Origin of the sequence: Klebsiella sp. OBRC7, from assembly GCF_000293135.1 — a bacterium.
GTDB lineage: Bacteria > Pseudomonadota > Gammaproteobacteria > Enterobacterales > Enterobacteriaceae > Klebsiella > Klebsiella michiganensis.
On sequence record NZ_ALNJ01000081.1, the window covers coordinates 1 to 23,258 of the forward strand.

The following is a 23,258-nucleotide window of genomic DNA, read 5'->3' on the forward strand; positions in this document are numbered from 1 at the left end:
GTCGTTAGCTCAGTTGGTAGAGCAGTTGACTTTTAATCAATTGGTCGCAGGTTCGAATCCTGCACGACCCACCAATTTAACATCAAACTCAGATGTTAAGCGTGAAGGATAACGTTGCGTCAGTAACGGCCCGTAGGGCGAGCGAAAGCGAGTCATCCTGCACGACCCACCAATTTCGAATTGGTGACGAGTGAAGAATATTCAGGCAGTACCCGAGCGGGTCGTTAGCTCAGTTGGTAGAGCAGTTGACTTTTAATCAATTGGTCGCAGGTTCGAATCCTGCACGACCCACCAATTTAACATCAAACTCAGATGTTAAGCGTGAAGGATAACGTTGCGTCAGCAACGGCCCGCAGGGCGAGCGAAGAGAGTCATCCTGCACGACCCACCAATGTAAAAAAGCGCCCTAAAGGCGCTTTTTTGCTATCTGCCATTTCCTCGAAAAGCACAACAATCCGCAATACCTTAATGCTGCGTTATTCTACCGTCGTGCTGCGTTTACCGTGGCTACAATTGGCACAGGCCAGTAGCCCGGACAGATGCGCAGCATCGCCTCCGGGAAATGCGCCCTGTGGGAAAAATTCCTCACGACATTTTCTGCACAATCGGCTATCTTGTTTAGCATATAAAACACCATGACCGATTAATACCTTTCTTCAGGCATTATTACGGTCTGAAAGTTAAGCCAGTGAAACGAGACTGCAAGATGAGCGTAATGTTTGACCCGGAAGCGGCGATTTATCCTTTTCCTCCGAAGCCCATGCCGTTAAACCGCGATGAGAAGCACTTTTATCGCGAAAAAATTAAACGCCTGCTGCGCGAGCGCGATGCGGTGATGGTGGCCCATTACTATACCGACCCCGAAATTCAGCAGCTGGCCGAAGAGACCGGCGGCTGTATCTCCGATTCCCTGGAGATGGCGCGCTTCGGCGCCCGACATTCTGCCTCGACGCTGTTGGTTGCCGGCGTGCGCTTTATGGGAGAAACGGCGAAAATCCTCAGCCCGGAAAAAACCATCCTGATGCCCACGCTCCATGCGGAGTGCTCGCTCGATCTGGGCTGCCCGATCGAGGAGTTTAGCGCTTTCTGCGATGCGCATCCGGATCGTACGGTCGTGGTCTACGCCAATACTTCAGCGGCGGTAAAGGCGCGCGCCGACTGGGTTGTGACGTCGAGCATCGCCGTGGAACTCATTGAGCATCTTGATAGCATGGGTGAAAAAATCATCTGGGCGCCGGACCGCCATTTAGGCAGCTATGTGCAGAAACAGACCGGCGCCGACGTACTGTGCTGGCAGGGCGCCTGCATCGTTCATGATGAATTCAAAACTCAAGCGCTGGCGAGAATGCGGGCGCTTTATCCGCAGGCCGCGGTGCTGGTTCACCCGGAATCACCGCAGGCGATTGTCGATATGGCTGACGCGGTGGGGTCAACCAGCCAGTTGATCAATGCCGCTAAAACGCTGCCGCATAAGCAGCTCATCGTCGCCACCGACCGCGGCATTTTCTACAAAATGCAGCAGGCGGTACCGGAAAAAGAGCTGCTGGAAGCGCCTACGGCAGGCGAAGGGGCAACCTGCCGCAGCTGCGCCCACTGTCCGTGGATGGCGATGAACGGCCTGCAGGCGATTGCGGAAGGGCTGGAAAAGGGAGGCGTTGAACATGAAATTCACGTTGATGAACAACTGCGAACCGGGGCGCTGGTTCCGCTAAACAGAATGCTCGATTTTGCGGCTACACTTCGGGGATAGCTCATTACTGCGTTACAGAACGCTCTGGGGATAAGATGGATTTTTTTAGTACGCAGAACATATTAGTGCATATACCCATTGGCGCCGGAGGATATGACCTGTCGTGGATTGAAGCGGTCGGCACCGTCGCAGGATTGCTGTGCATCTGGCTGGCGAGCCTGGAGAAGATTGCCAACTATGCCTTTGGGCTGATCAACGTCACGCTGTTTGCCATTATCTTCTTTCAGATCCAGCTCTACGCCAGCCTTCTGCTGCAGATCTTTTTCTTCGCGGCCAACGTCTACGGCTGGTACGCCTGGTCACGACAAACCAGCGATAACCAGGCGGAACTGCAAATCCGCTGGCTGCCGCTGCCGAAAGCGTTAGGCTGGCTGGCGGCCTGCGTGGTGGCGATTGGCCTGATGACGGTATTTATCAATCCGGTTTTTGCGTTTCTCATCAGGATTGCCGTCGCGCTGATGCACACCCTGGGCCTGCAGGTTGCTATGCCGGCGCTGCAGCCAGACGCGTTCCCTTTCTGGGACTCCTGCATGATGGTTCTCTCGGTTGCGGCGATGATCCTGATGACGCGCAAATACGTCGAAAACTGGCTGCTGTGGGTGATTATCAACGTCATCAGCGTGGTTATTTTCGCCCTGCAGGGCGTTTATGCGATGTCGCTCGAATATCTGCTGCTGACCTTCATTGCCCTCAACGGCAGCCGGATGTGGATTAACAGCGCGCATGAGCGCGGCTCTCACGCGTTTTCCCGCTAATGGTGATGATGATGTCCATGCCCGGCGTGCGTCATGTTCAGACGGCACTCCGGGCCGCTACAGGGCTGATACTCCATCTGAACCGTAATATGTTCAATTTCATACTTATGCTGTAAGAAGCCCTGGATTCGTTCAAGCAGGCCGTCGTGATCGTGCGGCGGTACCACCTGCACGTGCAGCGTCATCACCGTTTTTTCTCCTACCAGCCACGCATGAACGTGGTGTACGTCGCGAACTTCCGGTATCGAGCGGCGCAAATCGCGCTTTAAGGCGTCGACGTCAAGCGAACGCGGCGCGCCCTCCAGCAGCTCATTAACGCTCTCCTGCAGCAAACGCCATGCGCTGCGCAGAACCAGGCACGATACCAGCACGGACAGAATAGGATCGATAGGCGTCCAGCCGGTGGTGATGATCACGATTGCGGCAATAATGGCCCCAACCGAACCGAGTAGATCCCCCAGCACATGAAGAGCGGCGGCCCGCACGTTGAGGTTACGCTCTTCACTGCCGCGATGGAGGATCCAGAAGGCCACAATATTGGCCAGCAGGCCGGCAACGGCGATGATCATCATGGTTTTACCGGCTACCGGTTGCGGATGATGAAAACGCTGAATGGCCTCCCAGACGATTAATATCGTAATGACCACCAGGGCGATAGCGTTGAGAAAAGCCGCCAGCGTGGTCAGCCGCAGCCAGCCAAAGGTGTGTTGAGCATTAGGCGGGCGACTGGCGAAACGCACGGCCAGAAAGGCGAACAGCAGCGCTGCGGCGTCCGTCAGCATATGCCCGGCATCGGCCAGCAGCGCCAGCGAACCTGAAATGAGTCCGCCTGCAACCTCAACCAACATGAATCCGGCCGTGACGCAGAACGCCAGCAGCAGCCGACGGGCATTATTATCTTCGGTGGATTGCGGAGAATTATGCGAGTGTGATTGCCCCATGGTGTCATCCCTACATTATTATTTTGATGATTACTTTATGACATGATTCACCTCTTGGGGTGAATAAAATGAAAAAAGGAGAGCCTTAGCTCTCCTTCCGGGCGGATACCGCGCAGATTATTGGGTGGTACCGTCGGTTTTCGTCGCCTCGTCCTGGCCGACCTTTTTATCGGTATCCGGGCAGCGGCCATCTTTGCACATTGAGTTTTTGTGGACTTCATCGCTCGACATCCCGTCGTGGTTCATGGTCGAGCCGTTGGGGTGAAGCATGGTGCCACCGGTATCGGTGGAACCGGAGTTGATTTTACCGTTGTCGACGTTGTTTGGTGCCACGTTTTCACGCGCGTCGGGGGCGACCTGACCCGCGTCGGCTGCCGAATTGGCCTGCCCGTTGTTCGACTGCGCGCCGGTATCGGCGGCCAGCGCCGCGCCGCTGGCCAGGCCCAGGGTTGCTGCGAGGAGAAGACTGGTTAGCTTGTTCATTTTCATTGGATGCTCCTGTTATATCGATTTACCGAATTACCTCTTCCAACAGTGCATTGCCGGAGGTTCTACTCGTTGTGGTTAAAGTTTCGCTGTCAGCGAGCGGCATTAATATATAATGCTGAATGCTAAAGAAAATTAAGTTCTAACAGTTAAAAATTATAGCTTGTAGCCACTATTCCGCGACTTTATGGCGTTTTTTAGCCTATTTCCAGGAATATTCTGCCGCTACTGTAAAATCACGTTTACACTTTTTGAGCGAAGAGATAGATTGGAGGGATTGCATTTAACTAGATAAGTATGGCAACGCTGGAAATAAGATGAATTATCAGAACGACGATTTACGCATTAAAGAGATCAACGAATTATTACCTCCCGTTGCGCTCCTGGAAAAATTCCCCGCTACCGAAAACGCCGCCAACACCGTTGCGCATGCGCGCAAAGCGATCCACCAGATCCTGAAAGGTAACGACGATCGGCTGCTGGTCGTGATCGGTCCATGTTCCATTCACGATCCGGCGGCGGCAAAAGAGTATGCCGAGCGTCTGCTCACGCTTCGCGAAGAGCTTAAAGGCGAGCTGGAAATCGTGATGCGCGTGTATTTTGAAAAACCGCGCACCACCGTGGGCTGGAAAGGGCTGATCAACGATCCGCATATGGATAACAGCTTCCGCATCAACGATGGCCTGCGGATCGCGCGCAAGCTGCTGCTGGATATTAACGACAGCGGACTGCCAGCGGCCGGGGAGTTCCTCGATATGATCACCCCGCAGTATCTTGCCGACCTGATGAGCTGGGGCGCGATTGGCGCGCGTACCACCGAGTCACAGGTGCACCGCGAACTCTCTTCCGGCCTCTCCTGCCCGGTAGGCTTTAAAAACGGCACAGATGGCACCATTAAAGTCGCTATCGACGCCATCAATGCCGCCGGCGCGCCGCACTGTTTCCTGTCGGTGACCAAATGGGGACATTCGGCGATTGTTAACACCAGCGGCAATAGCGATTGCCATATTATCCTGCGCGGCGGTAAAGAGCCGAACTACAGCGCGCAGCACGTGGCAGAAGTGAAGGTGGGTCTGGCGAAAGCAGGCCTGCCCGCTCAGATCATGATCGATTTCAGCCATGCCAACTCCAGCAAACAGTTTAAAAAGCAGATGGATGTCGGCACAGACGTATGCCAGCAGGTTGCCGGCGGCGAGCGGGCGATTATGGGCGTGATGATCGAAAGCCATCTGGTGGAAGGCAATCAGAGCCTCGACAGCGGTGAGCCGCTGGCCTACGGTAAAAGCATTACTGATGCCTGTATCGGGTGGGAAGATACCGATACGCTGCTTCGCCAGCTGGCGAATGCGGTAAAAGCGCGCCGCGGTTAGGTTTTACGGCGAGTCTCAAAATAAAAAAGCGTGGAGGGCTCCACGCTTTTTTTACATCCCGCGAAAATTACTTCGCTTTACCCTGGTTCGCTACGGCAGCGGCTTTCGCGGCAATCTCGTCGGCGTTACCCAGATAGTAATGTTTAATAGGCTTGAAGTTCTCGTCGAACTCATACACCAGCGGTACGCCGGTCGGGATATTCAGTTCAAGGATCTCTGCTTCGCCCATGTTGTCGAGGTATTTCACCAGCGCGCGCAGGGAGTTACCGTGAGCGGCGATAATCACGCGCTCACCGCTTTTGAGACGCGGCAGAATGGTTTCATTCCAGTACGGTACGACGCGGTCGATGGTCAGCGCCAGGCTCTCGGTGGTAGGCAGCTCAGCGTCGGTCAGTTTTGCATAGCGCGGATCGTGACCCGGGTAGCGCTCGTCGTCTTTGGTCAGCTCCGGCGGCGTTACCGCAAAGCCGCGACGCCACTGCTTAACCTGCTCGTCACCGTATTTTTCAGCGGTTTCCGCTTTGTTGAGGCCCTGCAGCGCACCGTAGTGACGCTCGTTCAGTTTCCAGGACTTTTCTACCGGCAGCCAGGCCTGATCCAGTTCGTCCAGCACGTTCCACAGGGTGTGGATGGCACGTTTCAGCACAGAGGTATAAGCAAAGTCGAAGCTGAAGCCTTCTTCTTTCAGCAGCTTACCGGCCGCTTTTGCTTCACCCACGCCTTTTTCAGACAGGTCAACATCATACCAACCGGTGAAACGGTTTTCGTTGTTCCATTGGCTTTCGCCGTGACGAACGAGTACCAGCTTAGTTACAGCCATACACTTACTCCTCAATACACGTCATCTTTCTCGCCGCCTTGATGCGATCCGAAATCTGTAGTGTGTATATTTATTGATTGATAACTATTCTCATTATATTGCCGCGACTTACCTCACGGCAATGCTTATCCCTAACCATAGCGAAAATAGTCGCTCAGTGTAAGGTGCTTGTAAAACAGAGGTTATGTTTTTGTCTGTAAGTGGCGTATTTTTCAGCGAAAGGATAAAAAAAGCCCTCCATCAGGAGGGCGGGGGATTATTGCGCAATAAACTGATATTCCGTCAGGCTGACGTACTCTTCGCCGGGGCGCAGTACGCAATCCGGCTGCGGCCATTCCGGATGGTTCGGTGAATCCGGCAGGAACTCGCTCTCCAGAGCCAGACCTTGCCAGTCAGCGTAAGGCTGCCCGGTGCGCGACGGCGTGCCGGCCAAATAGTTGCCGGAGTAGAACTGCAGCGCCGGAGCGGAGGTATAGACCGTCATCTGCAGCTTTTCGTCCTGCGACCAGACGTGAGCCGCCGGGCTTTTGGCATCGCCCAGCGCCTGGAGCAGAAAGGCGTGGTCGTAACCTTTGACCTTTTGCTGGTCTTCATCGCGCAGGAAATCGTCCGCCAGCATCTTCGGCGTGCGGAAATCGAAGCTGGTCAGGGTGACGTTTTGCAAATCGCCTCCCGGAATACCGTCGCTCTCAACGGGCAGATACGCATCGGCAAAGATTTGCAGCTTATGGCTACGCACGTCGCTCTGCACGCCATCAAGGTTGAAATAGACGTGGTTGGTCAGGTTTACCGGGCAGGGCTGATCAACGGTGGCGCGATACTCGATGGCGATACGATTATCGTCGGTCAGGCGGTAGTGCGCCGTAGCCGTCAGATTGCCGGGGAACCCCTGATCGCCATCGTGGGAGGAGAGTGAAAACAGCGCATGACGATCGTCGGCGCTGACAATCTGCCAGCGGCGCTTATCAAAACCTTCAGGACCGCCGTGCAGCTGATGGCCGGCCTCGTTGGAGGGCGTCAGATTAACGCTACGGCCATCAAGGGAAAAGCGGCTGTTGGCGATACGGTTCGCGTAACGGCCTACGGAAGCGCCGAGATAGGCGGCCTGGCGCGTATAGTCGGCAGGGGTCGCGCAGCCGAGCAGCGCTTCGCGTACGCTGCCGTCGGCCAGCGTCACGCGCGCGGAGAGCAGCGTCGCGCCCCAGTCCATTACGGTGACCGTCATGCCTGCGTCGTTACGCAGGGTGAGGAGATTCCACGGCTGGCCGTCCGGCGCCAGCTCCGTTGTTGGGTTTAGCATTGTCCAGCTCCCTGCGACGGTTTGCAGACGTAAAAGGTCTCTTTGATACCGGTTTTCGCTTCATACTCTTTGGCAACGGCCTGCTGTACGGTCTCGACCAGATCTTCCGGCACCAGCGCGACGATACAGCCGCCAAAACCGCCGCCGGTCATGCGTACGCCGCCTTTATCGCCGATGGTTGCCTTGACGATGTCCACCAGGGTATCAATCTGCGGGACGGTGATTTCAAAATCATCGCGCATAGAGGCGTGGGATTCCGCCATCAGCTCGCCCATCCGCAGCAGGTCGCCTTTTTCCAGCGCCGCGGCGGCTTCTACGGTGCGGGCGTTTTCAGTCAGCACGTGGCGAACGCGTTTGGCGACCACCGGGTCAAGCTCGTGGGCGACGGCGTTGAACTCTTGCAACGTGACGTCGCGCAGGGCCGGCTGCTGGAAGAAACGCGCGCCGGTTTCACACTGTTCGCGGCGAGTGTTGTATTCGCTGCCGACCAGAGTGCGCTTAAAGTTACTGTTAATAATCACCACCGCGACGCCTTTCGGCATCGAGACCGCTTTGGTCCCCAGGGAGCGGCAGTCGATCAGCAGCGCGTGATCTTTTTTACCGAGCGCGGAGATCAGCTGGTCCATAATGCCGCAGTTGCATCCGACGAACTGGTTTTCCGCTTCCTGGCCGTTCAGCGCGATTTGCGCGCCGTCGAGCGGCAGATGGTACAGCTGCTGGAACACGGTGCCGACGGCGACTTCCAGCGAAGCCGAAGAGCTTAACCCCGCGCCCTGCGGCACGTTGCCGCTGATGACCAGATCCGCGCCGCCGAAAGCGTTATTCCGCTGCTGGAGATGTTTCACCACGCCGCGGACATAGTTTGACCACTGCTGGGTATCGTGGCTGGTAATCGGCGAGTCGAGAGAGAATTCATCGGTCTGATTGTCGTAATCGGCGGCAATCACCCGCACGGTGCGATCGTCGCGCGGCGCACAGGCGATGACCGTCTGGTAATCAATGGCGCAGGGCAGCACGAACCCATCGTTATAGTCGGTATGCTCGCCGATCAGGTTAACGCGGCCAGGGGCCTGGATAACATGGCTGGCCGGATAGCCAAATTTCTCAGCAAACAGGGCTTGGGTTTTCTCTTTCAGACTCATGGTTATACTCCGGATTCGCGAAAATGGACGTCGCTTACAGCGCGCAGACGTTCGGCAGCCTGCTCGGCCGTCAGGTCACGCTGGGTTTCAGCCAGCATTTCATAGCCGACCATAAATTTACGCACCGTCGCGGAGCGCAGCAGCGGCGGATAAAAATGTGCGTGCAGCTGCCAGTGATTATTCTCTTCATCGTTAAACGGCGCGCCGTGCCAGCCCATAGAGTAGGGGAATGAGCACTGGAACAGGTTGTCGTAACGGCTGGTCAGCTTTTTCAGCGCCAGCGCGAGGTCGCTGCGTTGGTCATCGGTTAAATCAGTCAGGCGCTGTACGTGCGCTTTCGGCAACAGCAGCGTCTCGAAGGGCCACGCTGCCCAGTAAGGGACCACCGCGAGCCAGTGTTCGGTCTCGACGACGGTGCGGCTACCGTCGGCTAATTCGCGCTGCGCGTAATCCACCAGCATCGGCGCGCCGTGCTCGGTGAAGTACGCTTTTTGCAGACGATCTTCGCGTTCCGCCTCGTTAGGCAGAAAGCTGTTTGCCCACACCTGTCCATGCGGATGTGGGTTGGAGCAGCCCATTGCCGCGCCTTTATTTTCAAAGACCTGCACCCACGGGTAGGTTTTTCCGAGGTCGGCGGTCTGCTCCTGCCACGTTTTAACCACGCCTTCCAGCGCCTCCACGCTCAGTTCCGGCAGCGTTTTGCTGTGGTCTGGCGAGAAGCAGATGACCCGGCTGGTACCGCGGGCGCTCTGACAGCGCATAAGCGGGTCATCGCTTTCCGGGGCGTCAGGGGTATCGGTCATCAAAGCCGCAAAGTCATTGGTAAAAACAAACGTACCGGTGTAGTTCGGGTTTTTGTCGCCGGTGACGCGGGTATTACCCGGGCACAGGAAACAGTCCGGGTCGTGCGCAGGCAAGGTCTGTTTTGCCGGCGTTTCCTGCGCCCCCTGCCAGGGGCGCTTGGCGCGATGCGGAGAAACCAGAATCCACTGCCCGGTTAACGGGTTATAACGACGATGTGGATGGTCGACGGGGTTAAATACGCTCATGAAGGTTCCTTAGTCGGGATAACCCTGCGGATGACGGGACTGCCAGTGCCAGGTGTCCTGCGCCATTTCGTCAAGGTTGCGCGTCACGCGCCAGTTCAGCTCGCGATCGGCCTTTTCAGCGTCCGCCCAGTAGGCCGGGAGGTCGCCTTCGCGGCGCGGTGCGAAGTGGTAGTTAATCGGTTTGCCGCAGGCTTTGCTAAATGCGTTGACCACGTCGAGCACGCTGCTGCCGACGCCTGCGCCAAGGTTATAGATATGCACGCCGGCTTTATCGGCCAGTTTTTCCATCGCCGCGACGTGGCCGTCTGCCAGGTCCATCACGTGAATGTAGTCACGTACGCCGGTGCCATCTTCGGTTGGGTAGTCGTTGCCAAATACCGCCAGCGATTCACGGCGTCCAACCGCGACCTGCGCGATATACGGCATCAGGTTGTTCGGGATGCCCTGCGGATCTTCCCCCATATCGCCCGACGGATGCGCGCCGACCGGGTTGAAGTAGCGCAGCAGCGCGATGCTCCAGTCCGGCTGTGCTTTTTGCAGGTCGGTCAGGATCTGCTCAACCATCAGCTTGCTTTTACCGTAAGGGCTCTGAGGCGTACCGGTCGGGAAGCTTTCGACGTAAGGGATTTTGGGCTGGTCGCCGTAGACGGTCGCGGAGGAGCTGAAAATAAAGTTTTTCACGCCCGCGGCGCGCATGGCGGAAACGAGTTTCAGTGTGCCGGTTACGTTGTTGTCGTAGTACTCCAGCGGCTTAGCGACGGATTCTCCGACGGCTTTCAGGCCGGCGAAATGGATCACCGCTTCAATGGCGTGATCGTGGAGAATTTCCGTCATCAGCGCTTCGTTACGAATGTCGCCTTCGACAAAGGTGGCGCTTTTCCCGCCGAGACGTTCAATGATTGGCAATACGCTGCGCTTACTGTTGCAGAGATTGTCGAGAATAATCACTTCGTGTCCCTGCAGTAGCAGTTGAACGCAGGTGTGACTTCCAATGTAACCGCTACCACCTGTAACCAGTACTATCATGATTCGCTCCAATAGGCTTATCGTGTGAGAAGAAGATAGCATACCAAAGAAGCCAAAAGTGTGACACAGGCCAAATTGGTGGAATCGTTTACACTAAAATTTTCAAACAGCCCATTTGAGTTTTTTTGTTTTAAAAACAGGGTGATGTTATGTCTGGTAGCTATTATTCTGAAAAAAACAGGGATCAGCAGACCCCTGTACAGGCTTAATTTTACAGCGGATCCAGCTGGTAAGTGTAACCGTCTCCACTACTCACAAAGGCCAGGCGGTGGGTGATACAGTCCGGGGCGTCTTCGGCGTGATGAGAGACAAACAGCAGCTGCGTCGCCCCTTCGCCAATCAGCACATCAACGAAGCGGCGCACCAGCTGGCGGTTGAGCGGGTCCAGCCCCTGCAGCGGTTCGTCAAGGATCAGCAGAGTGGGGTGTTTGACCAGGGCGCGGACGATCAGCGCCAGCCGCTGCTGCCCCCAGGAGAGGCTATGGAACGGCGCATCGGCGGTGCGTTTGTCGATACCCAGAATATCCAGCCAGTTCTGCACCAGCTTATGCTGCTTGTCAGATACGGCCTGATAGATGCCGATTGAGTCGAAGTAGCCGGAGAGAATCACGTTACGCACGTTGGTGCTGACGCGGTATTCAAGGTGCAGGCTGCTGCTGACGTAGCCAATATGCTTTTTGATATCCCAGATGGTTTCACCGCTGCCGCGGCGTCGGCCAAACAGGGTCAGGTCGTTGCTGTATCCCTGAGGATGGTCGCCGGTGATCAGGCTGAGCAGCGTGGATTTACCGGCGCCGTTGGGGCCGACTATCTGCCAGTGTTCGCCAGGGTTCACCGTCCAGCTCAGGCGGTTAATGATCGGACGATCGTTGTACGAAACCATGCCGTCGTTCAGTACGATGAGCGGCGCTTCGGCGTCCAGCGCAAGACGCGCTGCCGGTGCGTCCGGCTCCGGCAGCGTCATGCCGTCAAGCTTTTCGCTATGCGCGAGCTGGGCAATAAGCGCCTGCTGCAGCAGGGTCTGCTTTTCGCCGGTTTCGCTCAGCACGCAGTCCGCCAGCACCCCGGCATACTGAACGAACGCCGGGATCTCGTCAAAACGATTGAGGACCAGCACCAGGGTGATACCTTCGCCGTTCAGCGCGGCCAACATCCCGGCGAGCTGCTGGCGCGAGGCGACATCAAGGCCGTCGAACGGCTCATCGAGGATAAGCAGGTCGGGATCGCCCATCAGCGCCTGGCACAGCAGGGTCTTGCGCGTTTCGCCGGTAGAGAGATATTTAAAACGGCGTTCGAGCAGGTGGCTAATCGCAAACTGTTCAGCAAGGCGGGCGCAGCGGGAGGGGTCTTTAAACTCATCCTGGATAATTTCCGCCGTCGTGCGGCCGGTGTCTTCTTCTCCCGGGCTGAGCAAATCGGTGTTATTGCGCTGCCACTCATCGCTGACCAGCTTTTGCAGCTGCTCAAAAGAGAGACGGGTGATGCGCGAGAAGGTGCACTCACGCTGCCCGCTTAGCAGGGTCAGCTCGCCGGAGAGCGCCCTCGCAAGCGCCGACTTCCCGCTGCCGTTGCTGCCGACGAAAGCCCAGCTCTCGCCAGCCTGCACGCGGAGGTGTTCAATATTTAACGTTTTTGTATCGCTAAGACGAAACGTGCCTTGCGAAATTTGCAACAATGACATTGTGTATCCCACTTTTTGCAGCGATTTGCTTCAGGGATACGTCTTCGCGAGCGCAATGTCAATGCCGTTAGCACAACGTGGCAAGAATGATGCGATCGGCATTAAAATATGCTATCACCTCCGCCCCTTCCGCCAGATCGCGCGTCTGTTCCACCGGCAGGGTGGCGCAAAGGCTCTGCCCATCCGGGAGCGCCATCAGCACTTCACACTGTTCCGGCCCGCGTTCGATGTGGTTGATACGTCCGGCCAACTGGTTGTCGGCCCGTTCCGCCTGTGCGGCATCCTGAGTAATGCCAACCCACGGCGCTTTCAGCAGCACCAGTACCTCCTGGCCTTCCTCAAGGCCCAGACGATCTGCGCTTTGGGCGGTAATCGCGACCTTAAAGCGGGTTTGGCCGTCGGCCAGCAGAACGTCAACGTGCTGCTGGACCTGCTGATGGTCGCGGCCGGTAATGGTGCCAAACCACTGGTTGCGCGCGCTGGTCTGCAGAGAGAATCGCGAAATGGCAGCCAGCAGGCTGTCGAGGGGAAGGGCGTCATCATCGCTCAGGACATCGAACGCTTTCTGCTGAATCTGCGCCAGAAGGTCGTAGAGCTGAATCAGTCGCTGCCCGTAGCGGGTGAGGACCGCGCCGCCGCCGCCTTTGCCGCCGGTCGCCCGGTCAACCAGGGTCTGCTCGCTGAGCTGATTCATTTCATTAATCGCATCCCAGGCGCTTTTATAGCTAATGCCCGCGTTTTTTGCCCCCTGACTAATCGAGCCAGTCTGTTCAATCTGTTTCAGCAGGGCAATACGGCGAGGATCGGCGAACAGGCGCTGCTGTAATTTGAGGGTAAGAAGAATTTCAGCCTGCATAATCATATCCTGATGAAAAAGGGTATTGTGACCGATAGCGGTCATCTTGCAAGATGCATCTCTCACGGTGGCCAGCGGGGCACCGCACAAATGGGGCGTGTTTTTCCGGCTGAATTCGTTACAATAAACTATTCGTACTTTCTGGAGCCAACCATGTTAGAGCTATTGAAAAGTCTGGTTTTTGCCGTAGTCATGGTCCCTGTGGTGATGGCGGTCATTCTGGGCCTGATTTACGGGCTGGGCGAAGTGTTTAACCTCTTCTCCGGAGCCGGTCATAAAGACAGCAGACCGCAAAATCACTGATTTCCCCCGCGCCCGGTTCTGCCGGGCGTTCTTATTTCTTCCCCCCTCCATTTTTCGAACGCTGATTACCCCTAATTTTCACTGGGAAAAACCTGGCGCTATCGTTATATTGTCTATTACATAACGAACTGACGGGAGATTCAGATGACAGGTCAATGGTTACGCTTTTTTGCCGGAGCAACGTTAACGCTCTCCATTGCGGGCCACGCGCTGGCGGAAGAGGGCAAAGTGACGGTTTTTGCCGCGGCATCGCTCACCAACGCCATGCAGGATATCGCCAAAGAGTATAAAAAAGAGAAGGGCGTGGAGGTGGTTTCTTCATTTGCCTCTTCATCGACCCTGGCACGGCAGATTGAAGCGGGGGCGCCGGCGGATCTGTTTATCTCCGCCGATCAAAAATGGATGGATTACGCGGTCGAGAAAAAGAGCATTGATACCGCCTCGCGCGCGACCCTTCTCGGTAACAGCCTGGTTGTCGTGGCGCCAAAAGCCAGCGCGCAGGGCGAGATAAACATCAGTGATAAAACCGACTGGACCAGCCTGCTGAAAGGCGGCCGCCTGGCCCTGGGTGACCCGGCACACGTGCCTGCTGGTATCTATGCGAAAGAGGCGCTGCAAAAGCTGGGAGCCTGGGAAAACCTGTCGCCGAAGCTGGCGCCGGCAGAAGACGTGCGCGGCGCGCTGGCCCTGGTTGAACGCAGCGAAGCGCCGCTGGGGATCGTTTACGGCTCCGATGCGGTCGCCAGCAAGGGGGTAAAAGTTGTCGGTACCTTCCCGGAAGATTCGCATAAGAAAGTGGAATATCCGCTGGCAATCGTCGACGGCCATAAAAATGCCACGGTCAGCGCGTTTTATGACTATTTAAAAGGGCCGGAAGCTTCCGCCATCTTTACACGTTACGGATTTACTACCCACTAATGTTCTTAAGCGATCCTGAATGGCAGGCGGTACTGCTGAGCCTGAAAGTCTCCTCCCTGGCGGTGGTACTGAGCTTGCCTTTTGGCATCTTTTTCTCCTGGCTGCTGGTGCGACGAGATTTTCCCGGTAAAGCGCTGCTCGATAGCATTCTCCACCTGCCGCTGGTATTGCCACCGGTGGTGGTAGGGTATCTCTTGCTGATCGCGATGGGGCGACGCGGTTTTATCGGCAGCTGGCTGTATGACTGGTTTGGTCTGAGCTTCGCGTTTAGCTGGCGCGGCGCGGTACTGGCGGCGGCGGTGATGTCCTTTCCGCTGATGGTGCGGGCCATTCGCCTCGCGCTGGAAGGGGTGGACATCAAGCTCGAGCAGGCGGCGCGTACCCTCGGCGCTGGCCGCTGGCGGGTGTTTTTCACTATTACGTTACCGTTGACGCTACCCGGCATTATCGTCGGCACCGTGCTGGCTTTCGCCCGCTCGCTGGGCGAATTTGGCGCCACTATCACGTTTGTTTCCAATATTCCCGGCGAAACGCGCACCATCCCTTCGGCCATGTATACCCTGATCCAGACCCCAGGGGGAGAAGGCGCGGCCGCGCGTTTATGCTTGATTTCGATTGCGCTGGCGCTGGTATCGCTGCTGATTTCCGAATGGCTGGCCCGCCTCAGCCGTCAGCGGATGGGGAAATAAACATGCTTGAGCTCGATTTTACCCAGACGCTGGGTACCCACTGTCTGCAAATTCGCGAGACGCTTCCCGCCAGCGGCATTACGGCGGTGTTCGGCGTCTCCGGCGCGGGTAAAACCTCGTTGATTAACGCCATTAGCGGCCTGACGCGCCCGCAGCAGGGGCGCATTGTCCTCAACGGCAGAGTGCTGAACGACGTTGATAAAGGTATCTGCCTGGCGCCGGAAAAGCGCCGCATTGGCTACGTTTTTCAGGACGCGCGCCTGTTTCCGCACTATAAAGTGCGCGGCAATCTGCAATATGGCATGGCGAAGTCTATGGCGGCGCAGTTTGACAAGCTGGTGGCGCTGCTCGGCATTGCGCCGCTGCTTGACCGCCTGCCGGGCGGCCTCTCCGGTGGGGAGAAGCAGCGGGTGGCGATTGGCCGGGCGCTGCTTACCGCGCCGGAGCTGCTGCTGCTGGATGAGCCGCTGGCATCGCTGGATATTCCGCGCAAGCGCGAGCTGTTGCCCTATCTGCAGCGTCTGGCGCGCGAAATCAAGATCCCGATGCTGTACGTCAGCCACTCTCTGGATGAAATCCAGCATCTGGCGGATAACGTGCTGGTGCTGGAAGCGGGGAAAGTGAAAGCCTTTGGCTGTCTGGAAGAGGTGTGGAGTAGCAGCGTGATGCACCCCTGGCTTCCCCAGGAGCAGCAAAGCACGATCCTGAACGTGACCATTGCCGCTCAGCATCCGCAGTATGCCATGACCGCGCTGGCGCTGGGGGATCGGCAGATATGGGTTAACCGTCTTGACAGGCCGCAGGGCGAAAGCGCGCGGATCCGCATTCAGGCCTCGGACGTTTCTCTGGTACTGCAGCCCGCTCAGCAAACCAGTATCCGCAATATTTTACCCGCGCAGGTCATGCAGTGTATTGAAAGTCATGGGCAGGTTGAGGTCAGACTGGAGATAAGCGGCCGTACCCTGTGGGCGCGCATCAGCCCCTGGGCTCGCGATGAGCTGGGGGTGACCCCGGGCCAGCGGCTGTATGCGCAGATAAAAAGCGTGTCGATAGCCGCCTGATTACAGCAGGTGGCGATAGATGTAGTCGGCGATGCTGGTGGTTTCGTTTTCACCGATCACCACGTTGGCGCGCGCTTTGACCTCTTCCACCGCGTTGCCCATCGCCACGCCGGTACCGGCGGCTTCCAGCATGCTGAGGTCGTTATAGTTGTCGCCGAAGGCGATAACATCCTGCATCGACAGGCCCTGCGACGCGACCCACTGCGCCAGGCGTTTACCTTTGCTGTTGCCTTCCCGGGCAATGTCCACCTGATCGTGCCACGACCATTCGCACTCCAGACCCAGCGTCTGGCCAACGTGTTGGGCAAAGCGCTGCAGTTTGGCGGTATCTTCATCGGTCAGGGCGAATTTCCACACGGCGTTAACTTCGCGGGCCGCCTGCGCCAGAGAATCGACCTGAGTGAATACCGGACGTTGCTCGACGGGCAGCGACTGCGCCCAGTTGGCGGTGCGGATAACGTGCCCGGTCGGCTGCTCGTACAGCATGGCGTCATCGACGTACATCAGGCCGTGAATATCATGCTCGTTCAGCATTTCCGTCAGGCTCAGGGCTTTATCTACCGGCATCGGGTCGGATTCAAGCACCTTTTTTGCATGATAATCATACAAATAAGTGCCATTGCAGCAAATTGCAGGTGTATCCAGCGCCAGCGCCTGATAAAAAGGATGGATAGCGACGTGATGTCGGCCGGTGACGACGATGATCTGGTATCCCGCGTCTTTGGCGCGAGCCAGCGCATCGAGCGAGGCGGGGAGGATGGTCTTTTTGCCGGTTAAGAGCGTGCCGTCTAAATCGAGGGCAATCACGCGTGAGGTCATGGGTTGTTTCCGGTTAATGATGAAAAGTTAGCTGGCTATGATGGTACACCGCTGTGCCATTCCGGCAAACTTTTCAGCATCTACCGCTAAAGAGCCGATACACTTGATCTTTCAGGCTGCCAGGAGGCAACCTGAAGAGCGTTGTGTATGCATATTGTGTTTTTCAGAGTGTCGTTAGTCTGAAAAATGAAATTTCCACGTGCAGTGAGGAAGGAGTATTCATGAAACAAACCGTTTATACCGCCAGCCCGGAAAGCCAGCAGATTCACGTCTGGGATCTGGATCTTGAGGGGAAACTGACCCTGGTGCAGGTTGTTGATGCCCCGGGCCAGGTGCAGCCGATGGTGGTGAGCCCGAACAAAGAGTTTCTCTACGTCGGCGTGCGTCCGGAGTTTCGCGTACTGGCCTACCGCATTGCGCCCGATAATGGCGCCCTGACTTTTGCTGGCGAAGCCGCGCTGCCGGGTAGCCCAACGCATATTTCTACCGATCGTCAGGGGCGCTTTGTGTTCAGCGCTTCGTATAACGCGGGCTGCGTGAGCGTTTCGCCGCTGGTTGACGGCCTGCCGCGAGAAGCGGTGGCGGTGGTTGAAGGTCTGGAAGGCTGCCACTCGGCAAATATCTCTCCGGATAATCGCACCCTGTGGGTACCGGCGCTGAAGCAGGATCGTATCTGCCTGTTTACCCTGAGCGACGACGGTTTCCTCGCAGAGCAGGAGCCGGCTGAAGTGACCACCGTTGAAGGCGCGGGCCCGCGTCACATGGTGTTCCATCCGAATCAGCAATACGGCTACTGCGTCAACGAACTGAATAGCTCCGTTGATGTCTGGGAGCTGAAAGATCCGTACGGAAAAATCGAATGCGTGCAAACGCTGGACATGATGCCGCCTGATTTTGCCGGCGTGCGCTGGGCGGCGGATATCCATCTGACCCCGGATGGCCGTCACCTCTACGCCTGCGATCGTACGGCCAGCATTATCACCATCTTCAGCGTCTCGGAAGATGGCAGCGTGCTGTCCATCGAAGGTTATCAGAATACCGAGGCCCAGCCGCGCGGCTTTAACCTCGATCATAGCGGCAAATATCTGATCGCCGCCGGTCAGAAATCGCATCATATCGCGGTGTATGAAATCAAAGGCGAGCAGGGGCTGCTCCAGGAAAAAGGGCGCTATGCCGTAGGCCAGGGCCCAATGTGGGTGGTGGTAAACGCTTACTAAGCCCGGCGTGTGAGGCAGAAACCTCGCCGCGGCGAGGTTTTTTTACGCCTGCGCAGGGCTACTTCACCCGCATACGATACTCAATCATGCCGCTTTTTTCCGCAACCCAGTTATACAGACGCTGGCCCCGAAGGTTGGTCTCATGCGTATGCCAGTACAGGTTGGCGGAGTGGCGTTTTCGCGCCTGCCGTTGAACATACTCAATGAGTTGTTTACCGATATGCTGACCCCGGACGTCCGGATCAACGAATAAATCTTCCAGATAGCAGTAGTCGCTTTCGGCCCAGGTGGAGCGGTGGAAGAGATAATGCACGAAACCCACTATCTTGCCTTCCTGTTTTGCCACTGCGCAAAACATCGGTTCGACCGGATTTAAAAACCGAGTCCAGGTCAGGCGCGTCACCTCCTCCGGAATGTCGACGCGATAAAACGTCTGGTAGCTTTTCCACAGCGGCTGCCACTGGGCAAAGTCGCTATCAGCTGCGGGGAGGAGGGTGATTTGCCCGTGATTAATGTCGCTATTTTGGCTATTCATGGCGGTTCCTTACTTTTATAAAACGGGATGGTCTTTACCTGCCGCTATGGTAGGCGCTCTTCTGGTTCCTAAAAAGTGACACTTTATGTATATTCATAGGATCCACTTTTAGATTACCGATCGCCATTACCGCTATGCCAAAACCTATTGCACCGCTGTTTCAGGAACTGTTGCTCCCGCGCGGCGTTATCAAAGATCAGCTGTATCACGCCCTGCGTAACGCGATTCTGGATGGGCGCTTAACGGCGGGTTCAAAGATCCCCTCCAGCCGGGCGCTGGCTGAGATGATGGCGATCTCGCGCAACTCGGTTATTGCCGGTTTTGACCGCCTGATGGATGAGGGGTACCTGGTCACGCGCAAGGGGGCGGGCACCTTTGTCTGCGAGCATATCCCGGATAACCTCCTTAGCGAGTATGACGCGTCGACGCCGCCCGAAACGGCAATAGCCGCCGCAGGGCCGCTTAATCCTGATGTCGCCGCACTGGTGTCATCATGGTCAGAAAGAGAGGACAGCGGCGAAATGCGTCAGGTTTTTGCCGTCGGTATCGGCTGTACCGATCTCTTCCCTCATGCTTTATGGGGGCGGCTGCTGGGGCGCGTCTGGCGGCAATCGCGTCGTGAGCTGGGAGCGCACGCCACGCCCTATGGATATCAACCTCTACGGCAGGCGATTAGTCACTATATTCAGGCGACGCGCGGCGTCAATTGCCACGAAGATCGGGTAATCATTGTCAACGGTATTCAGCAAGCCCTCTCCATCACCGCTCAGGCTTTACTGGAAAAGGGCGATGAAGTCTGGCTCGACGATCCCGGATACAACGGCGCCCGCGGCGCATTCGCCGCCAGGGGGGCGGTGGTCCGGCCCGTTCGGGTTGACGAGGAGGGCATGGATATTCAGGATGGTATTCGCCATTACCCGCAAGCTAAGCTGGTCTATACAGCGCCGTCGCACCAGTTCCCGCTCAGTGGAACGCTTAGCCTGCCCAGAAGGCTCGCCTTACTGGAATGGGCGGAAGCCCATCGGGCGTGGATATTTGAAGACGATTACAATAGCGAATTCCGCTATGCCGCCCGCTCTCTGCAGGCGTTGCAGGGGTTAGATAATCATCAGCGGGTCATCTACGCGGGCACATTTTCTAAGATGATGTATCCGGAGTTCCGGCTGGGCTTTTTAGTGGTCCCCGAGCATTTGCGTGAACAGTTTGCCATGACGAAATATTACACCGATCTCTGTAGTGGATATCTGGAACAGGCCGTCCTGGCCCGTTTCATCAGCGAGGGGCACTATGCCAGCCACGTCCGTCGTATTCGCAAAGCCTGTTTTGAGCGTAAAAGCGCGCTGGAGGCGGCGATTGCACGCTACTTTGCCGGGCGCATGGTCGTACATCCAACGGATTCGGGTATTCACATAGTCTGCTGGCTATCAGCGGGTTTAAAGGCAGAAGAGGTCGTCGCTAAGTCGCGCCAGCTAGGTTTCGGCATACAGACGTTTGAGCGCTATTGTCAGCGGCCGATGTCGCGCGAGGGCGTTTTATTCGGTTTTGCAAACCATCCCCCAGCGGTTTTGACCGAGGGAATTCGCCGCCTGGCTGCGATGTTTTAGCTCAGCAATACGGGAAATATTTTGCAGGGGATTAATGGCATTCATTGCCGGGTTATATTGCAGACAAAGATTATCTTTTTGGAAAACCTGCCCCGTCCTGATTATTCATCTGACAACAGGGGCAGAGTTTTAAAAGGAGAGATACCGCGCCTGGATTTAACGTATATCCACGGCTTCTGTAATAATATACCAGTCGTCTGGCGATATGTGACTTCCCTGTTTAATTACAGCCGGTTAATAAATCAGATATCATCCATGGTGTAGCTGACGACGATTTCCAGGGTTTTGCGGATAACGTCTGCAGTTACGACATCGCTGGTGGTTTCCAGCGCCGTAATTAACCACAAAATAATCGCCTTGTTGCTGAGGTGACCCTCAGACTCAAGGATGCTGCTGATAGCCAGCGACATCACCGCTGATTCATCGATCAGTCTGTCGCCTGCGTTGCGGAAATATTCAGAGAGTGCGGTATCGTTCAGGCCTGCGTAAATATCCGGTTGCTGATGCATAGTCTGTCTCATCATATTCTCTACTTTGTAAGTTAAACATTAGACCAGTAGTGGTCAGTGTATTTTATTCGTACCTGGCTGCTGAGGAGAACCTAATAACGAATTTGGCTCATCCCAATTATTCTCAGCGCCTGAAGTACCCACGGTATTGTTTTTTCCACGGCGAGCTACCATATTACTGATTTCATCGATAATACGCCCAAGTGCATTCCGCCGCTTTTTATCCTGTTCCCCAGCCTGCATGGCCTGGAGTTTAACGATCAGTGCTTGTTTACTAATAGGCCCCTTACTTTTGAGTAGAGAGAGGACAGCCTCTCCAATCAATAAATCGGTTAGTGGATCATAATCATTGCGATTCATAACGGTATCTCTGATCATTGTCATCTCCTTGACTGGGAATTTAGTAGCAAGCCGGTAATCCGTGTCAGATACTGGCCCATCCCTTATATTTCCTCATTCAGTAACGACTTAAATCACCAGATAGCTGAAGCCACTTTTATCACTGATGCTCAAACAAGAGACCAATCAACGTTTGATAATGGTTTTCTTCTTCAGGTTCTGAAGCCACTTCAAGGCGACCCAGCAGTTTCGTACACAGGGATTTGCGATTCAGGTTGCGTCCTTCATTAAGGATATCCATTACAATCTGCCCTAACGTCTCCTGCTGCGAAGGTAACGACGCTTTATTGAAGTAGTGGGCAATAGCGTTAGCCGTGTCAGGAATGTAACCGTTCTGCTGCATATGTGCTCCTGTCAGTTCAATTATCAGTGAAGTTGCGATTAAAGTTATACAATGTTTATCAACTTGTACATAGAAAATGGAAAAAACATGTTAATTTTCTTAATGTTTTTTATAACATATTGATTTATATGGTTTTAAAATTGTACAAATCTTAAGGTAAACATCGAGTGGAGATGTACGGCTTGTACAGGTATACAGGAAGGCAAGAACGCCAGCGAAAAGAGGGTGTTAATGTGATTTATTTGTTTATGACTCGGGCTCTTTTACAGGACTTATGCGGGTAGACCTGCTACTGTAATATCTTATTAGCTTTCATCTCTTCTGTCGGAAACTTCATGCTCACTACCATCATTTATCGCAGCCATATCTGCGACAACGTGTCAATTAAATCGCTCGAAAGCATGGTTGCTGAAGCAAATGTCAAAAATAGTCAGGAAGACGTGTCGGGTATTTTGCTTTTTAACGGGACCCACTTTTTTCAGCTATTAGAAGGACCTGAAGAGAAGGTTGAGGAAATTTATCGCCATATCTGCGCAGACCCGCGGCACCATAACCTCGTTGAGCTTCTCAGAGATCATGGGCCGACCCGTCGTTTTGGCAAAATCGGTATGGAACTCTTTGATTTACGAGATTTTGACCGCGATGAAGTGCTGCAGGTCGTGCTGGATAAAGGGACCACAAAATATCAGCTCATCTATGACGACAGAGCGCTCCATTTTTTCCGTACCTTCGTCGAAGCCACGGAAAAGGAAAACTATTACGAAATTCCTGCGGCTGAAAGCTGGGAGTTTGTGATAGAAGACGCTGCCTGCTACCCTGAAACTCCTCTGCAAGAGGCCGAATGCAGCTTTGCTTTTCAGCCGGTCATCGATCCGTTTGCCAAAGAGGTCGTCTCCTACGAAGCGCTGCTGCGCACAACTTCCGGTGATTCGCCAGCGGTCTATTTTGACGGACTTTCGCGAGAGGAAATCTACTGGACGGATCTCCACAGCAAGCGCATTGCCTTCGCCATGGCGGGACTTTTGCACCTCCGTGGACGCACGTTGTCGATTAATCTGCTGCCCATGACGCTGGTGAATGTTCCCAACGCTGTCGAATTTCTGTTAGCGGAAATTGAAGCCAGCGGTTTGATCCCTGAGCAAATTATTGTGGAATTTACCGAAAGCGAAGCCATTTCCCGTCTTGATGAATTCACCGATTCTGTGCGTAAGCTCAAGTCTGCGGGAATTCGCGTGGCTATCGATCATTTTGGCGCCGGGTTTGCCGGGCTATTGCTGCTGGCTCAGTTTCAGCCGGATCGCATCAAGATTAATCGCCAGTTGGTCAAAGATATCCATAAGCACGGCCCAAAACAGGCAATCGTTCAGGCGATTATTAAATGCTGTCATTCCCTGGAAATCGCCATTTCAGCGGTGGGTATCGAGCAGGCGGAGGAGTGGATGTGGCTGGAGTCAGCGGGGATTACGCATTTCCAGGGAAATTTATTTGCCAGTCCGTGTCTGGGAGGCATTCCGCCGGTAGCATGGCCAGAGAAAAAAGTAGCGTATGAGCTTCTTTAAATTTTGACGCCGGCTCAGCGCAGCGTGTCGGTTAAAAAGCGGTGTATAACGGTAAAATAAGCCCTGTTTTTTTGCCCAGTATATCGGCGCCCGACCTGTTTATTTTAGCTGTACAAGAAAAGTTAA

Annotated in this window: 24 protein-coding genes, 1 tRNA gene and 1 other RNA gene; 12 read left to right on the top strand and 14 right to left on the bottom strand. The window is 55.3% G+C overall.

The genetic code is table 11. From position 1 onward, the window contains the following. Positions 1-5 precede the first annotated feature (5 nt). From HMPREF1144_RS33030 to pnuC, 4 genes are all read left to right on the top strand, one after another. Positions 6-172: non-coding RNA, RtT sRNA (locus HMPREF1144_RS33030), on the top strand. 46 nt (positions 173-218) lie between these two features. Next, positions 219-294: transfer RNA gene (locus tag HMPREF1144_RS15775), tRNA-Lys, on the top strand. Between the two features lie 412 nt (positions 295-706). Then, positions 707-1,750: a quinolinate synthase NadA gene (gene nadA, locus HMPREF1144_RS15780; protein ID WP_004848967.1), complete on the top strand. Its 1,044-nt coding sequence runs from the start codon at positions 707-709 to the stop codon at positions 1,748-1,750. Between the two features lie 35 nt (positions 1,751-1,785). Then, the gene (gene pnuC / locus HMPREF1144_RS15785) at positions 1,786-2,505 is read left to right on the top strand and encodes a nicotinamide riboside transporter PnuC (RefSeq protein ID WP_009653362.1); all 720 of its coding nucleotides are present in this window, start codon (positions 1,786-1,788) and stop codon (positions 2,503-2,505) included. Here pnuC and zitB read toward each other — a convergent pair. Beyond that, the gene (gene zitB / locus HMPREF1144_RS15790; RefSeq protein WP_009653354.1) at positions 2,502-3,446 is read right to left on the bottom strand and encodes a CDF family zinc transporter ZitB; all 945 of its coding nucleotides are present in this window, start codon (positions 3,444-3,446) and stop codon (positions 2,502-2,504) included. The two genes, pnuC and zitB, sit on opposite strands and share 4 nt — an antisense overlap. Positions 3,447-3,563: 117 nt before the next feature. Next, complete coding sequence (locus tag HMPREF1144_RS15795; protein WP_004848975.1) at positions 3,564-3,935, bottom strand: YbgS-like family protein; 372 nt, start codon at positions 3,933-3,935, stop codon at positions 3,564-3,566. Positions 3,936-4,249: 314 nt separating this feature from the next. Here HMPREF1144_RS15795 and aroG point away from each other — a divergent pair, with 314 nt between their 5' ends. Further along, positions 4,250-5,302, top strand: coding sequence for a 3-deoxy-7-phosphoheptulonate synthase AroG (aroG, locus tag HMPREF1144_RS15800; RefSeq protein WP_009653359.1), 1,053 nt, complete (start codon positions 4,250-4,252; stop codon positions 5,300-5,302). Between the two features lie 67 nt (positions 5,303-5,369). On the opposite strand, the gene gpmA is transcribed toward aroG, so the two are convergent. The 7 genes from gpmA to modE all read right to left on the bottom strand — a co-directional run bounded on the left by gpmA (position 5,370) and on the right by modE (position 13,176). Further along, entirely contained in the window at positions 5,370-6,122 is a 753-nt protein-coding gene (gene gpmA, locus HMPREF1144_RS15805) for a 2,3-diphosphoglycerate-dependent phosphoglycerate mutase (protein WP_004100351.1), read from the bottom strand. A gap of 256 nt (positions 6,123-6,378) precedes the next feature. After that, complete coding sequence (galM, locus tag HMPREF1144_RS15810) at positions 6,379-7,422, bottom strand: galactose-1-epimerase (protein ID WP_004848981.1); 1,044 nt, start codon at positions 7,420-7,422, stop codon at positions 6,379-6,381. Then, on the bottom strand, positions 7,416-8,564 hold the full coding sequence (gene galK, locus HMPREF1144_RS15815; RefSeq protein WP_004848984.1) for a galactokinase: 1,149 nt from the start codon (positions 8,562-8,564) through the stop codon (positions 7,416-7,418). Before galK ends, galM begins: the two co-directional genes overlap by 7 nt. 2 nt (positions 8,565-8,566) lie before the next feature. Then, a complete protein-coding gene (gene galT / locus HMPREF1144_RS15820; protein ID WP_004848986.1) occupies positions 8,567-9,613 on the bottom strand; it encodes a galactose-1-phosphate uridylyltransferase in 1,047 nt (348 codons plus the stop codon). Positions 9,614-9,622: 9 nt separating this feature from the next. After that, on the bottom strand, positions 9,623-10,639 hold the full coding sequence (gene galE / locus HMPREF1144_RS15825; protein WP_042927885.1) for a UDP-glucose 4-epimerase GalE: 1,017 nt from the start codon (positions 10,637-10,639) through the stop codon (positions 9,623-9,625). 211 nt (positions 10,640-10,850) lie between these two features. Next, complete coding sequence (modF, locus tag HMPREF1144_RS15830) at positions 10,851-12,320, bottom strand: molybdate ABC transporter ATP-binding protein ModF (RefSeq protein WP_009653363.1); 1,470 nt, start codon at positions 12,318-12,320, stop codon at positions 10,851-10,853. Positions 12,321-12,387: 67 nt separating this feature from the next. Next, entirely contained in the window at positions 12,388-13,176 is a 789-nt protein-coding gene (gene modE / locus HMPREF1144_RS15835; protein WP_004848991.1) for a molybdenum-dependent transcriptional regulator, read from the bottom strand. Between the two features lie 153 nt (positions 13,177-13,329). Here modE and HMPREF1144_RS31640 point away from each other — a divergent pair, with 153 nt between their 5' ends. The 4 genes from HMPREF1144_RS31640 (at position 13,330) to modC (ending at position 16,147) form a co-directional block, all read left to right on the top strand. Then, entirely contained in the window at positions 13,330-13,479 is a 150-nt protein-coding gene (locus HMPREF1144_RS31640; RefSeq protein ID WP_004848993.1) for an AcrZ family multidrug efflux pump-associated protein, read from the top strand. A 144-nt stretch (positions 13,480-13,623) separates the two neighbouring features. After that, complete coding sequence (modA, locus tag HMPREF1144_RS15845) at positions 13,624-14,397, top strand: molybdate ABC transporter substrate-binding protein (protein WP_009653350.1); 774 nt, start codon at positions 13,624-13,626, stop codon at positions 14,395-14,397. Next, a complete protein-coding gene (gene modB, locus HMPREF1144_RS15850) occupies positions 14,397-15,086 on the top strand; it encodes a molybdate ABC transporter permease subunit (protein ID WP_004848997.1) in 690 nt (229 codons plus the stop codon). The genes modA and modB overlap by 1 nt, the downstream gene beginning before the upstream one ends. A 2-nt stretch (positions 15,087-15,088) precedes the next feature. Continuing rightward, the gene (gene modC / locus HMPREF1144_RS15855; protein WP_009653352.1) at positions 15,089-16,147 is read left to right on the top strand and encodes a molybdenum ABC transporter ATP-binding protein ModC; all 1,059 of its coding nucleotides are present in this window, start codon (positions 15,089-15,091) and stop codon (positions 16,145-16,147) included. Here the strand turns inward: modC and HMPREF1144_RS15860 are convergent, their stop codons facing one another. Then, on the bottom strand, positions 16,148-16,966 hold the full coding sequence (locus HMPREF1144_RS15860) for a pyridoxal phosphatase (protein ID WP_004849002.1): 819 nt from the start codon (positions 16,964-16,966) through the stop codon (positions 16,148-16,150). Positions 16,967-17,187: 221 nt separating this feature from the next. Between HMPREF1144_RS15860 and pgl the strand changes: the two genes are divergently transcribed. After that, a complete protein-coding gene (gene pgl / locus HMPREF1144_RS15865; protein ID WP_009653358.1) occupies positions 17,188-18,183 on the top strand; it encodes a 6-phosphogluconolactonase in 996 nt (331 codons plus the stop codon). A 58-nt stretch (positions 18,184-18,241) separates the two neighbouring features. On the opposite strand, the gene HMPREF1144_RS15870 is transcribed toward pgl, so the two are convergent. Further along, positions 18,242-18,718, bottom strand: a complete 477-nt coding sequence (locus tag HMPREF1144_RS15870) for a GNAT family N-acetyltransferase (RefSeq protein WP_009653351.1) — start codon at positions 18,716-18,718, stop codon at positions 18,242-18,244. Between the two features lie 134 nt (positions 18,719-18,852). Here HMPREF1144_RS15870 and HMPREF1144_RS15875 point away from each other — a divergent pair, with 134 nt between their 5' ends. Further along, a complete protein-coding gene (locus tag HMPREF1144_RS15875) occupies positions 18,853-20,322 on the top strand; it encodes a PLP-dependent aminotransferase family protein (RefSeq protein WP_009653361.1) in 1,470 nt (489 codons plus the stop codon). Between the two features lie 242 nt (positions 20,323-20,564). On the opposite strand, the gene HMPREF1144_RS15880 is transcribed toward HMPREF1144_RS15875, so the two are convergent. The 3 genes from HMPREF1144_RS15880 to ycgZ all read right to left on the bottom strand — a co-directional run bounded on the left by HMPREF1144_RS15880 (position 20,565) and on the right by ycgZ (position 21,573). Continuing rightward, positions 20,565-20,831 carry a biofilm development regulator YmgB/AriR family protein gene (locus HMPREF1144_RS15880; RefSeq protein WP_004849010.1) on the bottom strand — a complete coding sequence of 89 codons (267 nt, stop codon included), beginning with the start codon at positions 20,829-20,831 and terminating at the stop codon, positions 20,565-20,567. 54 nt (positions 20,832-20,885) lie between these two features. Further along, entirely contained in the window at positions 20,886-21,209 is a 324-nt protein-coding gene (locus tag HMPREF1144_RS15885) for a hypothetical protein (RefSeq protein WP_009653357.1), read from the bottom strand. Between the two features lie 121 nt (positions 21,210-21,330). Then, positions 21,331-21,573, bottom strand: coding sequence for a regulatory protein YcgZ (ycgZ, locus tag HMPREF1144_RS15890; RefSeq protein ID WP_004849015.1), 243 nt, complete (start codon positions 21,571-21,573; stop codon positions 21,331-21,333). 335 nt (positions 21,574-21,908) lie between these two features. Here ycgZ and HMPREF1144_RS15895 point away from each other — a divergent pair, with 335 nt between their 5' ends. Next, positions 21,909-23,132, top strand: a complete 1,224-nt coding sequence (locus HMPREF1144_RS15895; RefSeq protein WP_004849017.1) for a diguanylate phosphodiesterase — start codon at positions 21,909-21,911, stop codon at positions 23,130-23,132. Positions 23,133-23,258 lie beyond the last annotated feature (126 nt).

What these genes read in the sequence shown, in the direction of transcription:
- modC (WP_009653352.1), top strand. Translation starts at nt 15,089, where the DNA reads ATGCTTGAGCTCGATTTTACCCAGACGCTGGGTACCCACTGTCTGCAA.
- HMPREF1144_RS15885 (WP_009653357.1), bottom strand. Translation starts at nt 21,209, where the DNA reads ATGATCAGAGATACCGTTATGAATCGCAATGATTATGATCCACTAACC.
- HMPREF1144_RS15880 (WP_004849010.1), bottom strand. Translation starts at nt 20,831, where the DNA reads ATGCATCAGCAACCGGATATTTACGCAGGCCTGAACGATACCGCACTC.
- HMPREF1144_RS15875 (WP_009653361.1), top strand. Translation starts at nt 18,853, where the DNA reads ATGCCAAAACCTATTGCACCGCTGTTTCAGGAACTGTTGCTCCCGCGC.
- galM (WP_004848981.1), bottom strand. Translation starts at nt 7,422, where the DNA reads ATGCTAAACCCAACAACGGAGCTGGCGCCGGACGGCCAGCCGTGGAAT.
- zitB (WP_009653354.1), bottom strand. Translation starts at nt 3,446, where the DNA reads ATGGGGCAATCACACTCGCATAATTCTCCGCAATCCACCGAAGATAAT.
- HMPREF1144_RS15860 (WP_004849002.1), bottom strand. Translation starts at nt 16,966, where the DNA reads ATGACCTCACGCGTGATTGCCCTCGATTTAGACGGCACGCTCTTAACC.
- HMPREF1144_RS31640 (WP_004848993.1), top strand. Translation starts at nt 13,330, where the DNA reads ATGTTAGAGCTATTGAAAAGTCTGGTTTTTGCCGTAGTCATGGTCCCT.
- modE (WP_004848991.1), bottom strand. Translation starts at nt 13,176, where the DNA reads ATGCAGGCTGAAATTCTTCTTACCCTCAAATTACAGCAGCGCCTGTTC.
- gpmA (WP_004100351.1), bottom strand. Translation starts at nt 6,122, where the DNA reads ATGGCTGTAACTAAGCTGGTACTCGTTCGTCACGGCGAAAGCCAATGG.
- galT (WP_004848986.1), bottom strand. Translation starts at nt 9,613, where the DNA reads ATGAGCGTATTTAACCCCGTCGACCATCCACATCGTCGTTATAACCCG.
- HMPREF1144_RS15870 (WP_009653351.1), bottom strand. Translation starts at nt 18,718, where the DNA reads ATGAATAGCCAAAATAGCGACATTAATCACGGGCAAATCACCCTCCTC.
- modA (WP_009653350.1), top strand. Translation starts at nt 13,624, where the DNA reads ATGACAGGTCAATGGTTACGCTTTTTTGCCGGAGCAACGTTAACGCTC.
- modF (WP_009653363.1), bottom strand. Translation starts at nt 12,320, where the DNA reads ATGTCATTGTTGCAAATTTCGCAAGGCACGTTTCGTCTTAGCGATACA.
- HMPREF1144_RS15895 (WP_004849017.1), top strand. Translation starts at nt 21,909, where the DNA reads ATGCTCACTACCATCATTTATCGCAGCCATATCTGCGACAACGTGTCA.
- modB (WP_004848997.1), top strand. Translation starts at nt 14,397, where the DNA reads ATGTTCTTAAGCGATCCTGAATGGCAGGCGGTACTGCTGAGCCTGAAA.
- aroG (WP_009653359.1), top strand. Translation starts at nt 4,250, where the DNA reads ATGAATTATCAGAACGACGATTTACGCATTAAAGAGATCAACGAATTA.
- galE (WP_042927885.1), bottom strand. Translation starts at nt 10,639, where the DNA reads ATGATAGTACTGGTTACAGGTGGTAGCGGTTACATTGGAAGTCACACC.
- pgl (WP_009653358.1), top strand. Translation starts at nt 17,188, where the DNA reads ATGAAACAAACCGTTTATACCGCCAGCCCGGAAAGCCAGCAGATTCAC.
- nadA (WP_004848967.1), top strand. Translation starts at nt 707, where the DNA reads ATGAGCGTAATGTTTGACCCGGAAGCGGCGATTTATCCTTTTCCTCCG.
- ycgZ (WP_004849015.1), bottom strand. Translation starts at nt 21,573, where the DNA reads ATGCAGCAGAACGGTTACATTCCTGACACGGCTAACGCTATTGCCCAC.
- pnuC (WP_009653362.1), top strand. Translation starts at nt 1,786, where the DNA reads ATGGATTTTTTTAGTACGCAGAACATATTAGTGCATATACCCATTGGC.
- galK (WP_004848984.1), bottom strand. Translation starts at nt 8,564, where the DNA reads ATGAGTCTGAAAGAGAAAACCCAAGCCCTGTTTGCTGAGAAATTTGGC.
- HMPREF1144_RS15795 (WP_004848975.1), bottom strand. Translation starts at nt 3,935, where the DNA reads ATGAAAATGAACAAGCTAACCAGTCTTCTCCTCGCAGCAACCCTGGGC.